This is a genomic window from Hyphomonas sp. CY54-11-8 (assembly GCF_000682735.1).
Taxonomy (GTDB): domain Bacteria; phylum Pseudomonadota; class Alphaproteobacteria; order Caulobacterales; family Hyphomonadaceae; genus Hyphomonas.
The window spans coordinates 13,126-26,257 of sequence record NZ_AWFD01000003.1; the positions used below are offsets into that span (position 1 = coordinate 13,126).

The 13,132-nt window shown below is 62.3% G+C and carries 13 protein-coding genes; 7 read left to right on the top strand and 6 right to left on the bottom strand.

From position 1 onward, the window contains the following. The first annotated feature begins 3 nt into the window (after window positions 1-3). Window positions 4-1,428, top strand: coding sequence for a sodium-dependent transporter (locus HY17_RS04445; protein ID WP_034763243.1), 1,425 nt, complete (start codon window positions 4-6; stop codon window positions 1,426-1,428). Window positions 1,429-1,542: 114 nt separating this feature from the next. On the opposite strand, the gene pip is transcribed toward HY17_RS04445, so the two are convergent. Beyond that, window positions 1,543-2,532: a prolyl aminopeptidase gene (gene pip / locus HY17_RS04450; protein WP_034763245.1), complete on the bottom strand. Its 990-nt coding sequence runs from the start codon at window positions 2,530-2,532 to the stop codon at window positions 1,543-1,545. A 171-nt stretch (window positions 2,533-2,703) separates the two neighbouring features. Between pip and HY17_RS04455 the strand changes: the two genes are divergently transcribed. Then, window positions 2,704-3,264, top strand: coding sequence for a hypothetical protein (locus HY17_RS04455; RefSeq protein ID WP_034763248.1), 561 nt, complete (start codon window positions 2,704-2,706; stop codon window positions 3,262-3,264). A gap of 24 nt (window positions 3,265-3,288) precedes the next feature. Here HY17_RS04455 and HY17_RS04460 read toward each other — a convergent pair whose 3' ends face one another. Next, window positions 3,289-3,651: a DUF423 domain-containing protein gene (locus tag HY17_RS04460; RefSeq protein ID WP_034763250.1), complete on the bottom strand. Its 363-nt coding sequence runs from the start codon at window positions 3,649-3,651 to the stop codon at window positions 3,289-3,291. Continuing rightward, window positions 3,648-4,076: a PaaI family thioesterase gene (locus HY17_RS04465; RefSeq protein ID WP_034763253.1), complete on the bottom strand. Its 429-nt coding sequence runs from the start codon at window positions 4,074-4,076 to the stop codon at window positions 3,648-3,650. Before HY17_RS04465 ends, HY17_RS04460 begins: the two co-directional genes overlap by 4 nt. A 104-nt stretch (window positions 4,077-4,180) precedes the next feature. Here HY17_RS04465 and HY17_RS04470 point away from each other — a divergent pair, with 104 nt between their 5' ends. Beyond that, window positions 4,181-5,293, top strand: coding sequence for a hypothetical protein (locus HY17_RS04470; RefSeq protein ID WP_034763256.1), 1,113 nt, complete (start codon window positions 4,181-4,183; stop codon window positions 5,291-5,293). A gap of 6 nt (window positions 5,294-5,299) precedes the next feature. On the opposite strand, the gene HY17_RS04475 is transcribed toward HY17_RS04470, so the two are convergent. Next, entirely contained in the window at window positions 5,300-6,436 is a 1,137-nt protein-coding gene (locus HY17_RS04475) for an EstA family serine hydrolase (RefSeq protein ID WP_034763264.1), read from the bottom strand. A gap of 82 nt (window positions 6,437-6,518) precedes the next feature. After that, window positions 6,519-7,187, bottom strand: coding sequence for a TetR/AcrR family transcriptional regulator (locus tag HY17_RS04480; protein ID WP_051599696.1), 669 nt, complete (start codon window positions 7,185-7,187; stop codon window positions 6,519-6,521). Between the two features lie 106 nt (window positions 7,188-7,293). Here HY17_RS04480 and HY17_RS04485 point away from each other — a divergent pair, with 106 nt between their 5' ends. Both HY17_RS04485 and HY17_RS04490 read left to right on the top strand, forming a co-directional pair. Beyond that, window positions 7,294-8,595 carry an HlyD family secretion protein gene (locus HY17_RS04485; RefSeq protein ID WP_065383303.1) on the top strand — a complete coding sequence of 434 codons (1,302 nt, stop codon included), beginning with the start codon at window positions 7,294-7,296 and terminating at the stop codon, window positions 8,593-8,595. 27 nt (window positions 8,596-8,622) lie between these two features. Next, on the top strand, window positions 8,623-10,182 hold the full coding sequence (locus HY17_RS04490; protein ID WP_034763267.1) for a DHA2 family efflux MFS transporter permease subunit: 1,560 nt from the start codon (window positions 8,623-8,625) through the stop codon (window positions 10,180-10,182). On the opposite strand, the gene dgcA is transcribed toward HY17_RS04490, so the two are convergent. Beyond that, on the bottom strand, window positions 10,179-11,162 hold the full coding sequence (dgcA, locus tag HY17_RS04495) for an N-acetyl-D-Glu racemase DgcA (protein WP_034763269.1): 984 nt from the start codon (window positions 11,160-11,162) through the stop codon (window positions 10,179-10,181). The two genes, HY17_RS04490 and dgcA, sit on opposite strands and share 4 nt — an antisense overlap. Before the next feature lie 87 nt (window positions 11,163-11,249). On the opposite strand from dgcA, the gene HY17_RS04500 reads away from it, so the two are divergent. Together HY17_RS04500 and HY17_RS04505 are read left to right on the top strand one after the other, a co-directional pair. After that, a complete protein-coding gene (locus HY17_RS04500; RefSeq protein WP_034763271.1) occupies window positions 11,250-12,371 on the top strand; it encodes an ABC transporter permease in 1,122 nt (373 codons plus the stop codon). Beyond that, window positions 12,368-13,132, top strand: coding sequence for an ABC transporter ATP-binding protein (locus HY17_RS04505; RefSeq protein ID WP_034763274.1), 765 nt, complete (start codon window positions 12,368-12,370; stop codon window positions 13,130-13,132). The genes HY17_RS04500 and HY17_RS04505 overlap by 4 nt, the downstream gene beginning before the upstream one ends.

Sequence of the window (13,132 nt, forward strand, 5' to 3'; positions counted from 1 at the left end):
AATATGGCAACAATCGCCCGCAAGGCAGACACCTGGAGCTCGCGCTTCGGTTTTATCATGGCTGCCGTTGGTTCTTCGGTCGGACTCGGCAATTTCTGGCGGTTCCCATACACAGCCGGTGAGAATGGCGGCGGGGCGTTTATCCTCATCTACATCGCTTGCGTCGTGCTGATTGGTTTGCCTGTGCTGATGGCGGAATATGGCATGGGCCGGAAGTCCGGCATGTCCGCTGTTGAAGGCGTCGAGTCGCTCGCACGGGCTGAAAGCAAGAGCCAGAGCTGGGGCTTTGTCGGCTGGGTCGGTACGATTACGGCGACCTTCATCCTGTCCTTTTACATGGTGATTTCGGCCTGGCTGCTCGCCTTCGTGATCCAGGCCATGAAGAATGGCTTTGCGGGCATGGACGCTGCCGCATCCGGCACCAATTTTGCCAATGTCATCGGGCAGGGCGAGCATGCGCTGGCCTCGAAATGGTACATGCTGGCACTGCTCGCCGCCTTCATCTTTGCCAATATCGCGATTGTCGGTCGTGGCGTGAAAGGGGGTATCGAGAAAGCTGCCAGCATCCTGATGCCGGCCTTCTTCGTGATCCTTCTGGTCATCGTCGGTTTCTCCCTGTCGCGCGGCAATGCCGGGGAAACCTTTGCCTTCCTGTTCCAGCCCAAATGGGAGGATGTCGGCTTCAAGACCTTCCTCGAAGCAGTGGGGCAGGCCTTCTTCTCCATCGGCGTCGGTGTCGGCCTGATGATCACCTACGGCGCGTACCTCGACCGCGGTACGAACATCCCGCGTTCTTCCGTCATCATTGCAGGTTCTGACACGTTCGTGGCCCTGATTGCAGGCTTCGCGATCTTCCCGATCGTGTTCGCTGCAGGCCTCGACCCGGCAGGTGGCCCAAGCCTCTTCTTCGTCTCGATGCCGGTCGCGCTCGGCAATCTGGGGCCCATCGGCTACCTCATGTCGATCCTGTTCTTCGCGCTGGCCCTGTTTGCCGCCTTCACCTCTTCGATCTCGCTTCTGGAAGTTTCTGTTTCCTGGCTGGAGGAACGTCAGGGCGTAACCCGGATGGGCGCTGCGCTCGGCGTCGGCTTCATGCTCTGGCTGGTCGGGGCGGCCTATATCTTCTCGACCGAATATCTCGACTTCATGGACTTCATCACCGGCAATGTCCTGTTGCCGCTGGGCGGTCTGCTGGTGGCGATCTTTGCCGGCTGGGTCCTGTCGCGCGACATGCTGACCTCCGAGCTGGGCGAGGGCAACATCATGAATGTCTGGCGGTTCCTGATGCGCTGGTTCGTGCCGGCCTTTGTCGGCTTCGTCCTGTTCTTCGGCTTCTTCGACAAGATCCAGGACCAGTATCACGTCCAGCTGCCGGGCTTCCTGGAAGTCCTGCTGGGGCCGAACTACGAGCTGCCGCCAGTGGAGTAAATGGTCTCCGGCGGGCGCGTCCCGCACCATGAAGAACACCATGTATGAACCATGAATAAACGGGCCCTCCACGCGGTGGAGGGCCCGTTTTTTGTCATCCGGATGAGGCAGGCGTCAGACGCGGACCTTGGAGCCGTAGACGCCTGCAAAATGATCCGTTGCCTGAATCAGCTTGTCGACAATGCCGGGCTCCATGGACGAGTGGCCGGCATCCGGCACGATGTGAAGCTCGGCCTTGGGCCAGGCCTTGGACAGGGCCCAGGCCGTCGACAGCGGCGTCACCACATCATAGCGGCCGTGAACGATGACACCCGGAATGTCCTTCAGCTTTTTCGCGCACTGTTCCAGCAGCCAGTTGTCGCTGGCAAAGAAACCGCGATTGACGAAATAGTGGCATTCGATCCGGGCGAAGGCGTCGACAAAGTCATCTTCATTGAAGCGGGGCGGGGTGGTCAGCGGCCCCTTGATGGAGAGGGTTTCGCCCTCCCAGCGTGACCAGGCCCGGGCGGCTTCGATCCGCGACTGCCGGTCATCGCCCGTGAGCCGGCGATGGAAAGCCATCAGCAGGTCGTCGCGCTCGTCTTCCGGAATCGGGACGACGTAGCGATCATAGGCGTCCGGGAAGAGGCGGCTGGCGCCGCTTTGGTAAAACCATTGCACTTCCGGTTTCGAGACCAGGAAGATGCCACGCAATACTAATCCGAGAGTCCGCTCCGGATGAGTCACGCCATAGGCGAGTGACAGCGTCGATCCCCACGATCCGCCGAAGACAAGCCACTGACTGACGCCAACATGGTCACGCAGTGCCTCAATATCGTCCACCAGGTCCCAGGTGGTATTTTCTCGAAGTTCGGAATGTGGAGTGGAACGTCCACAACCGCGCTGATCGAACAGGAAGATCCGATAGCGCTCAGGGTCGAAAAACCTCCGCATTTCGGGGCTTGAGCCGCCTCCGGGGCCGCCGTGAAGCGCGATGACAGGCACGCCATTAGGGTTACCGGATTCTTCCCAGTAAATTTCGTGAATATCTGAAACGCGCAGCCGGCCGGAGCGCCGAGCCTCGTGTCTGGGATATAAAATGCGGCGGGGCGGGCGTCTATTCATTCACTCTTCACCTAATTTCGTTCAAACTGCCGTCTGAGGTGGACATGGTACCCGTCGTTACGTACAGAATATTACGTATTGGGGCCCAAACAGAATGCAGGTGGCTGTTTGATGCGTAGCGTATTTCTGGGTGTATCCCTATGCCTTCTTGCAGGATGCGCAACCGTTTCCATGGTACCAGGTGAAGCTCTGGTGCAGGCGGGGCTTTCCCAAAACCAGTCCGCACTGCGCACGGCCTCCACGGAATATTGCGATAAGGCAGTTGATGCCGGCTGGGTGAAATCCAGTGGTGGATTGGCCGGGCTCGCAAACACGCTGATCAATGGCATCACCAATGACCAGGCCGAGGCCGACACCTATGCCGCCCGCATCGGCGCAGGGTCTGAAGCGCCGGCGCTCGTGCTCGCCCGCATCGTTTCCGACAGTCAGGCAGCACGGACCGGGTTGGGCGAAGTCAGCCGCGAAGCCCATACGTTGCTTCAGGAAACCGGCGCCCACACCGCGACCCGCGCCGACGTGATGAGCTATGAGCGCGCACTCGTCCGTGCCCAGATGGCTTACCGCAGCTTCCAGAGTGCGCTTGGCGAAGTGTCCGCCCGTTCTGACATGGATATCGACACCGCACCGGTCGACAAGGAACTCGATGCGTTTGAAGACGTCATCGACAATGCGCGTGAAACGGCAGACCAGCTGGCCGACAAATACGCGTCCGTGAATTCCGCAAAATCCTGATCGCAGCCAACCTGTTCGCTGCCTTCAGTCTGACGCCCTGAGGCTGCCGATGGCAGCCAGTCCCCAACCTGCCAGCAAGGAAACGCCGCCGATCGGGGTAATGGCCCCGAACCAGCGCGGCGCGCCGAGTGCCATTGCGTAGAGCGTGCCGGCGAAGATGCAGGCGCCGATGACCATGCACCAGCCGCCAGTGCGGACAAGACCGCCACGGACAGACAAGGCGATGGCCAGTGCCGCCGCTGCATGGGGCAGCGCGTACAGCGTCGCCGTATGCCACCACTCGGTTCCTTCAGGTGTCAGGACGCCTTCCAGGGCGTGCGCGCCAAATGCGCCGAGGGCGACCCCGCAGAAGCCGATCAGCGCTGCGAAGGCCGCAAGCCGGTTCAAGCGGGCACATCCTTCCGGGGCAGGGCGTAGGTGACGACCGCATGGCTGGATGGCTTGGTTGCACCTTCCACGCGCACGTCCACATCCATGACGGCCAGCGTCTGCCCGATCTTCATGATGCGCGCGTCTGCAAGCACGACATCGCCGATGCAGGGACGCAAGAAACTCATGTTCAGGCTGCTGGTCACGGCCATGGGCTCCAGTCCGGTCACGGTCATGACGGCGAAGTAGGACGCCGTGTCGACCAGGGACATCTGTGTCGGTCCGGAAATATAGCCGCCAGGACGCAGATTCGTCTTGTCGGCTCTTAGTCGCACCACGGCGCGGCCTTCCACCATCTCCACGATTTCCGTGCGCACCGACTGGCCTTCAAAGGCTTGGCGCAGGAATGTGTTGGCTTCCTCCGGATTCATTTTACAGGACATAGTGCCTCCCTCGCGTCACCCCTTGTCGCCGGGGTTTCCCTCGTACACCCTAGCTTGCATGACGAGCCCGCCAAGAGGTCACCCAGAGGAAGGAAGTGCGAACAATGCTCACCGCCGGAGATGAATATCCAATCCACCAGACACCGGAGCCGGTCGCTTTTTCCGGATCCGACCGGAACTTCTACGACCGGTACTTCTACAATGGCTATTCCTCTGACGGATCGGTGTTCTTCGCTGCGGCGATGGGGGTCTACCCGCACCTGAACATCATCGATGGATCGGTGTCCGTGCTTCACAATGGCAAGCAGAGCTCGGTCTTCTTTTCGCGTCCGCTGAACATGGAGCGGATGGACACATATATCGGCGGCATGTCGGTGGAAGTGCTGGAGCCGCTGAAGCGTATCCGCCTGAAGCTGGAAGAGACCGAAGGCATCGCGCTCGACGTGGAATTCACCGGCCGGGCCTTCCCGGTCGAGGAGCCGCGCTTCACCCGCCGCCAGGGGCCGCGGATGCTGATGGACCTGACGCGCATGACGCAGAACGGGCAATGGTCCGGCAAGCTGCGGATTGACGGCAAGGAAATCGAGGTCAATCCCGACAGCTGGTCCGGGACGCGGGACCGGTCCTGGGGCGTCCGCCCCATCGGGGCCCAGGACACCCAGCCACTGATCCCGCCGCTCGAGCCGCAATTCTACTGGATCTGGACACCGACAAATTTCGCGAACCAGGCGCTCTATTTCCACGTCAATGACGATGGCGAAGGGGAGGCGTGGAACAAGCGCGCTGTCCTGGCTGCGGATGGCGCGAAACATGGCGAGCACCTGCATCTCGACGATGCGCAGATGGACGTGACCTATGCGCCGGGTACGCGCCGCATGGCGAAAGCGCGCCTCAGCATGAATGACCGTCAGGGCAGTCCGTATACGGTGGACTTCGAGCCCATGGGCACCTTCCTGATGCGCGGCATCGGATACGGCCACGCCAAGTACAAGCATGGCATGAGCCATGGCGACCAGCTGGTCGTCGAGCGCGAAGACATGGACCCGAATGCACCGTGGAACATCCCGGAGAATCTGCACATCCAGGAAATCGTCCGGGCGAAGCTTTCCGGCCCCGGTGGCCAGACTTCCGAAGGGATTGGCGCGTTCGAGCAGCTGTTCATGGGGCCGCACAAGCCGAGCGGCTTCAAGTCCATGCTCGACGGCGCAGGCGAATAGGGCGGATCAGCCCGCCATCGCCTGCCAGACATGGGCGGCCAGCGTGATCGCACGCATGTCGCCCGTCGTCGTGCCTTCCATCCGGTTCATCACATAGGCGATGGTCATCCGGTTCTGCATGTCGACCAGCACGATGGAGCCGCCATAGCCGCCCCAGAACATCGACTGATCGTTCAGGGCCGGTGACAGCGGGCCGGAGAGGCCATAACCGAGCCCGAACCGGACCGGTATGCCGAGCACCATATCGGTGCCGTCTACCTGGCACTCCAGCGCCTTGCGGCATCCGGCTTCCGACAGGAAGCGTTTGCCGTTCATCACGCCGCCATTGGCAAGGATCGACTGGACAGTCGCGACGGAGCGGGCATTGCCCGTGCCGCCCGCGGCAGGGATCTCGGCCCCGCGCCAGGCGCGTGTCCGTGTTTCCGACACGTCGACCTCCGGGTTTTCAAACGCGACGCGCTGGATTTCATTTTGCGCTGCGCCGCCAAGGCCTGCGCCCGGCGGCGGCTTCAGGTCTGCCACCCGGTGATCTTCCGAGGCCGGAAGACCGATATGGAAATCCGCGCCCAGCGGCTCGGCGAACTCTTCCCGGAACACGGTGCCGACCGTGCGCCCGTCAATCCGCCGGATCACTTCGCCGACGAGATAGCCTTGCGTGATCGCGTGATAGCCGGAGGCTGTGCCGGGTTCCCAAAGCGGGGCCTGCGCCGCGAGCAGGCGGGTCGCCTTGTCCCAGTCATAGAGATCGTGCTTGCCCAGCGGTTCTGTCCAGCCGGAAAGGCCGGACGAATGGCTCATCAAATGGCTGACTTTCACGGCTTCCTTGCCGCTCGCTGCAAACTCCGGCCAGTACGCGGCGACCGGCGCATCGAAATCGAGCTTGCCTTGATCGGCGAGCCACAGGGCGGTCAGCGCCGTCATCGTCTTGGTCGTCGAATAGACGTTGACGATCGTGTCCTTTTCCCAGGGGCGTGTGCGTTCCTCGTCAGCCCAGCCGCCCCAGAGGTCGATTACCGGCTCGCCATCCTTGACGACGCAGAAGGACGCGCCGATGTCGGTGCCGTCATTCAGGTTTTTCTCGAACTGTTCTCTTACGGCGGCGAACTTGTCGTCCACGATGCCGCCAACTTCCCCGTCAGCCATTTATTCCTCCCGGTTTTTAGCCTGTTTTTCCCGGGAGGGTAGCGGTGCAGCCGGGCCGCGGCAATCGATTGATCGGGCCGGCCTAGTGTTTTCCTGAAAGACCGTAGAGGAACATGCAGACGGCCCGGTCCACGCTGGTGCGGACGTCGTCTTCCGTCGGGCGCACATTGGCGTCCAGCAGCGCGCGGCTTTGCAGCGGCGAGCGGACCATGTCGAGGAAGAGCGAGCCCAGCGTCTCATACTGGTCCGATTGCGGAATTTCCCCGGCATCGGCCCGGTCCTGCAGGTAAGCAGCGAGGCCTGCGCGCACCTTGTTGGGGCCGAGCTTCATGAAGGTCGCGGCGATGTCGGGATACTTCTTCGCCATGCCGACAATCAGGCGGTAGAGCTCCAGAGAATTGGGCTGGACCAGCTTGCCGGCAAACTGCTCGCCGATGCGGCGCAGGCCTTCCTCCACCGGCGTGTGCGCCTGAAGTTCGACTTCCAGCGTGGCGGTCACTTCCATCATGCGGGTTTCCAGCATGGCCAGGAAGATGCCTTCCTTGTCACCGAACTGGGAATACAGCGTCGCGAGAGAACCGCCGGCCCGCCGGACAATTTCCGACATGTTGGCGGCTTCAAAGCCTTGTTCCAGAAAGACTTCCTGGGCTGCTTCAAGAAAAGCGGCGCGCCGGATTTCGGCGCGCGATGCCCCTTCGGGCGCCTTGATGGCGGCTGGGGCGGAGGCTTTGGGCTTCTGAATACTGTTCATGGGTTGATTTTGGTGTAACGCGGATTACATTGCAAGCGATGTAACCAGAATTACACATTTTGGGTCTACCACCGGGATCCAGAACCAATACCGCGGAACTCCTCCCATGGCCGTACAACCCTTCAAGCGTGACACCTCCCAGCCCGCTGCCGTTCCTCCTGCGGCGCGGGCACCCAACCAGGCCGAAACCCCTGCGGCCAAGATGCCGGACCGCGCCCCTGAGAACGATGCCCCCGTTCAGCGCGCCCCTTCGCCCGAAGGGCAGGGCCTGGTTGCCCGTTTCAAGGCAGACCCCCGGAAATACATCCTTTCCGGCGCGGGCCTGCTGCTCGCTCTGTTCGTTGGATACCAGGGCATTCACTGGCTGGTTGCAGGCCGGTATGAAATCACCACGGACAACGCCTACATCCGCGCCGATATCGCGACGATCTCTCCGAAAGTGCAGGGCTATGTCGAACAGGTCCATGTGACGGACAACCAGACTGTGAAGGCCGGTGACCTTCTGGTGACGCTGGAAGTGGCCGATTATGCGACCCGCGTGTCGGAAGCGGCCGCTGCATTCCAGCAGGCTGTCGCCGCGCAGACGCAGGCCCGCGCCGGTGTCGCCGCTGCTGAAGCGAACCTGCAGACGGCCGCCGCCCAGATCTCGGCCCAGCGCGACCGTCTTGCCCAGTCAAAGGCCAGCACTGCCGCGGCCGAGGCAGATGCCACGCTCGCCACGCATGACCTTGAGCGGTATACGGAGCTTGCCGGGAAAGGACATTACCCGAAGGCGAGCCTTGATGCGGCCGCAACCAAGGCACAGGCCGCGAAGGCAACGCTGGACCAGTCGAAAGCCGGTATCACCACCGCGCAAAGCGAACTGAGCGTTGCGCAGGCAAATTACCACCGCGCCGAGGAAGACCTTGAATCCGCCAAGGCTGCTGTTGCCGGCGCTGAAGCCCAGGTCGAAGCGGCGCAGGCCCGTGTGGATGCGGCGAAGCTCGATGCGACCCGCACCGAGCTGCGCGCCCCCTTTGACGGCGTCGTCGCCAACCGCGTCGTCGCGGCAGGGCAATTGCTGAACCCTGGCCAGCAGACCATGTCGATCGTGCCGGTGTCCGAGGCCTATATCATTGCCAACTTCAAGGAAACGCAGGTCGAGCGCATGCGGCCCGGCCAGGAAGTCGACATCCATGTCGACGCGTATCCGGACATGAAAGTGACCGGTACGCTGGATTCCATCGCGCCTGCGACCGGCGGCCAGTTCAGCCTGATCCCGATGGACACGGCGACCGGCAACTTCACGAAAATCGTCCAGCGCGTGCCCGTGCGGGTGAAGATTTCGGATGAGGCACTGGCCTCCGGTCTGATGCGCCCCGGCCTTTCAGTTGAAGCGACCGTGATCGCGAAGGGGGTGGACGGCTAAGCCGCCCAGCCTTGCGCGAGGTTCGCCATGGTCAACGCAATCCGGCAAAAGACATCGTCAGAGCTCGCACTCAACATCGGCTTTTTTGCGATGGTGATCGGGATGTTCATGGCGATCCTGGACATCCAGATCGTCGCGAGCTCCATCCGCCAGATCCAGGCCGGCGTGTCTGCCAGCCAGGAAGAGATCGCATGGATCCAGACCGGCTATCTGGTGGCCGAAGTCGTCGGCATTCCTCTGTCGGGCTTTCTCAACCGGGCCTTCGGTATACGGAAACTGTTCATGATGTCAGCGGCGGGCTTCGTCGTTTCCAGTATACTGTGCGCCGTCTCATGGGATCTCGACTCCCTGATCTTCTTCCGCATCATCCAGGGCTTCGCCGGTGCGGCCATGGTGCCGACCACGATGGCGGCCAGCTTCACGCTGTTTCCCGCCGGCCGGTCCATGACCCAACAGGTGATGATCGGCATGGTGGCAACGCTTGCTCCCTCCATCGGCCCGACGCTTGGCGGCTGGATCACCCAGCACATGTCGTGGCACTGGCTGTTCCTCATCAACATCGTGCCGGGCATTGCTGCGATCACGCTCGTCTTCCTCTTCATTCCGAAACAGAAAGGGGAGATCGCGCTGCTGCGCCGCCTCGATGTGACGGCGCTGATCACGATGGCGCTGTTCCTCGGCCTGTTCGAATGGATCATCGATGAAGGCCCGGGCGACAGCTGGTTTCAGAGCTCGGCCATTGTGAAGGCCTCCATCGTCTGCGCGATTGCGGCGGCCATCTTCTTCCGCCGCGCGCTGACGTCACCTGTTCCTCTGGTGGATTTGCGCGTGTTCCAGGACCGGAACTTTGCCTCGGGCGCGATCATCGCCTCCGTCATGGGCTTTGGGCTTTATGGTTCTGTTTTCCTGTTGCCGCTCTATCTGGGGCAGGTGCGGGGATACTCGTCCCTCCAGATCGGTGAGGTGATGAGTGTCGCCGGTTTCGCTATGTTCATCGGCGGGCCGATCGCCGGGGCGATGACCAAGCGCTATGATCCGCGCTTTGTCGTGGCTGTCGGCCTGACGCTGGCCGCCATCGGCACATGGCTGAACGGGCATCTGACGGCCCAGTCCGGCTTCCACGAATTGTTCTGGCCACAGGCCCTGCGGGGCGCGGGCCTGATCCTTACCATGGTGCCGACCACGAACCTGGCGCTCGGCACGCTGCCGCCGGAACGGGTGGCCAACGCGTCGGGCCTGTTCACGGTCTGCCGGAACCTTGGCGGGGCCATCGGCATCGCGATCCTGACGACGATGATGATCAGCTTCAACCAGATGCACGAACAGCAGATTGCGAGCGGCATGTCGCTCGCCCGTCCGGAAGTGCAATCCTTCCTGTCGAACATGACAGCCCAGATGCAGGCCGCCGGTGTGACGGATCCGGAAGGCACGGCACTGGCGCAATTGGTCTACCGTACAAAGATGGAAGCGGCGGTGATGACCTACAACAACCTCTTCCTGACCATGTCGATGTCGTTCGCCCTGGTCCTGATGGCGGTCATGCTGCTGGACAAGCCGAAAGGCCCGGCACCTGCAGCGGCGCACTAGCCCCAAAGGTCCGGCGAGGGCGGGGCGACCATGCCGTCCGAATATTGCAGGCCGTGCGGCACGTCCTCAGCGAGCCAGAGCGGGCCATCGACATCCATCAGGTCGGCGAGGCCGGCCAGCAGCAAGGCCGGGGCCATGGAGATGGATCCGGCCACCATGCAGCCGACCATGACGCCAAGGCCGAGCGCGCGGGCTTCCCGCACGGTGGCGAGCGCTTCGGTCAGGCCGCCTGTCTTGTCGAGCTTCACGTTGACCGCGTCATAGCGGCGGGCGAGATCCTGCAACTCGGCCCGTGTGTGGGCGCTTTCGTCGGCGCAGATCGCGACCGGGCCGGGACGGTTGAGCAATGCGTCGTCCGCGCCGGCAGGGAAGGGTTGTTCTATCAGCACGACGCCGAGCGCAGCGGCGGCTTTCGAGATCGCGGGCAGCTCGTTCGGATTGAGGCCCTCATTCGCATCGACGATCAGGCGCGCGTCCGGACGCGCAGCGTGGACGGCCTCGATCCGGCCAAGATCGCCCGGCCCGCCGAGCTTCAGTTTGAGCAGGCGCCCTTGCGTCGACTTTGCAGCGGCGGCCATGGCGTCTGGTGTATCGAGGCTGACAGTGACGGCAGTCTCGACGGGCTTCGGTTCCGGAAGGCCGGCGAGCTGCCAGACAGGCGTGCCGCTCAGCTTCGCTTCAAGGTCCCACATTGCACAATCCACCGCGCAGCGGGCCGCGCCGGGGGGCATGAGGGATTGCAGGTCATCGCGGCTGAGACCGGATTCGATTTCAGTACGGGCGTTTTCGATGGCGGCAGTGACGCTGGTGGTGGTTTCGCCATAGCGGGCATAGGGCACGCTTTCGCCGCGGCCGGTGGCGCCGTTCTCCGTGAGGGTGACGCGAATTGTCTCCGCGCTGGTCTTGGCGCCGCGCGAAATGGTAAATGCCGACTTCAGGGGCGAGGAAATCGCTGAAATTTCAAGGTTTCGATTGCCCATGTCCGATCCTGAACGATAAAATTTCACCGATCATGCTTCGCTGTCCTTAAGCATGTTTTGCTAGTGTTGGAAGGCTAGTTGCCAGAGATGACAGTCACAACGGCCCCCGGTTTCGCGCTCGAAGAGAGCGGCGAACGTGCCACCCTCCGTCTGACGGGGGACTGGACGATCATGACCATTCACGAGCTGGATGATGACCTGGCCGGACTAAAGCATGATCATCCCGTGCTTGTGGATGTCTCCGGACTGACCCGGATCGACACCGCCGGGGCCTTCCTGATCGACCGCACGCTGCGCGCCGCGCCGGAAGGCTCAGGTCTCACCGGCACGAATGATGTCGCCCGCCACCTGATCGATCAGGTCCACGCCGTCTCTGATCCGGTGCCGCCGGCGAAGGCGCCGGACCATGGCTTCCTCGCTCTGCTGGAGCGGACGGGCCGCGGCTTTGTCGGCGTCATGTCGGAAATTTTCCAGACGCTCGCCTTTCTCGGCGAAACGATCGTGACGACGATCCGTCTCCTCATGCAGCCCTGGAAGCTGCGCTGGACGTCCATCGTCGCGGTGATGGAGGAGGCGGGCCTCGATGCGATGCCGATCATTGCCTTCCTGTCTTTCTTTGTCGGCATGGTCGTCGCCTATATCGGCGCGACGACGCTCCGAGATTTCGATCTCGAGATCTACACGGTCGAGCTGATCGGCTATTCGATGCTGCGTGAATTTGGCGTGGTGCTGACCGGTATCGTGCTGGCGGGGCGGACGAACTCGTCCTTCACCGCGCAGATCGGCACGATGAAGATGCGCCAGGAAATCGACGCCATGCAGACGCTTGGCCTGAAACCGATGGACATTCTCGTCGCACCGCGCATCATCGCGTTGTTGCTGATGACGCCCGCGCTGACCTTCGTGGCCACGCTGGCCGGGATCGCCGGCGGTGTCGTGGTCGGCTGGTCGTCGCTGGACATCAATCCCGGCGTCTTCCTTGACCGCCTGCGCAATGCCGTGCCGCTGCAGCATTTCTGGGTCGGCCTGTCCAAGGCGCCGGTCTTCGGATTTGTCGTGACACTGATTGCTTGCCGCCAGGGCCTGAATGTCGGCGGCAGCGTCCAGTCGCTCGGCAATTCGACCACGACCTCCGTGGTGCAGGGCCTGTTTGCCGTCATCGTCCTCGATGCAATCTTTGCCATTCTCTATATGGAGCTTGGCATATGACGGACGACATCATCATCCGCATCCGTGACCTGAAGACAGCCTATGGCACGCATGTCGTACACGAGCATCTGGACCTCGACATCCGCCGGGGCGAGATCATCGGCATTATCGGCCCGTCGGGCTGCGGCAAGTCTGTCCTGTTGCGCGCCATCACAGGGCTCAAGGAATTCGATACCGGCAGTATCGAAGTGTTCGGCGAGCGGCTGGAAACGCTTGATGAGGTCGAGCGGGCCGAGGTCGAGCAGCGCTGGGGCGTCATGTTCCAGGATGGCGCATTGTTCTCGAATCTCACCGTGCGGGAGAATGTCGAAGTTCCGATGAAGGAGCACACGCAGCTGGAGCCGGTGCTGCGCCACCAGCTGGCCGATATGAAGATCCGCATGGCGGGCCTCAGCGCCGAGGCGAGCCCGAAATACCCGTCAGACCTTTCCGGCGGCATGCGCAAGCGCGCGGCACTGGCGCGGGCGTTGGCGCTGGATCCGGAACTTCTGTTCCTGGACGAGCCGACCGCCGGCCTCGACCCGATTACCGCGGAAAAATTCGATGCCCTGATCCGCAGCCTGCAACAGGCATTGGGGCTCACCGTCTTCCTTGTCACGCATGATGTGGATACGCTGCATGCGACCTGCGACCGGATCGCCGTGCTTGGAGAGAAACACGTGCTGGCAGTCGGCACGATCGAAGAATTGCGTGCGTTCGATCATCCGTGGGTGCAGGAATATTTCTGCGGCCCACGCGGACGCGCGGCAACGGGACACTAG

Bases quoted from the DNA above. Each gene is read 5' to 3' on its own strand.
- HY17_RS04445 (WP_034763243.1), top strand. From the start codon at position 4: ATGGCAACAATCGCCCGCAAGGCAGACACCTGGAGCTCGCGCTTCGGT.
- pip (WP_034763245.1), bottom strand. From the start codon at position 2,532: ATGAATAGACGCCCGCCCCGCCGCATTTTATATCCCAGACACGAGGCT.
- HY17_RS04455 (WP_034763248.1), top strand. From the start codon at position 2,704: ATGGTACCAGGTGAAGCTCTGGTGCAGGCGGGGCTTTCCCAAAACCAG.
- HY17_RS04465 (WP_034763253.1), bottom strand. From the start codon at position 4,076: ATGTCCTGTAAAATGAATCCGGAGGAAGCCAACACATTCCTGCGCCAA.
- HY17_RS04470 (WP_034763256.1), top strand. From the start codon at position 4,181: ATGCTCACCGCCGGAGATGAATATCCAATCCACCAGACACCGGAGCCG.
- HY17_RS04475 (WP_034763264.1), bottom strand. From the start codon at position 6,436: ATGGCTGACGGGGAAGTTGGCGGCATCGTGGACGACAAGTTCGCCGCC.
- HY17_RS04480 (WP_051599696.1), bottom strand. From the start codon at position 7,187: ATGAACAGTATTCAGAAGCCCAAAGCCTCCGCCCCAGCCGCCATCAAG.
- HY17_RS04485 (WP_065383303.1), top strand. From the start codon at position 7,294: ATGGCCGTACAACCCTTCAAGCGTGACACCTCCCAGCCCGCTGCCGTT.
- HY17_RS04490 (WP_034763267.1), top strand. From the start codon at position 8,623: ATGGTCAACGCAATCCGGCAAAAGACATCGTCAGAGCTCGCACTCAAC.
- dgcA (WP_034763269.1), bottom strand. From the start codon at position 11,162: ATGGGCAATCGAAACCTTGAAATTTCAGCGATTTCCTCGCCCCTGAAG.
- HY17_RS04500 (WP_034763271.1), top strand. From the start codon at position 11,250: ATGACAGTCACAACGGCCCCCGGTTTCGCGCTCGAAGAGAGCGGCGAA.
- HY17_RS04505 (WP_034763274.1), top strand. From the start codon at position 12,368: ATGACGGACGACATCATCATCCGCATCCGTGACCTGAAGACAGCCTAT.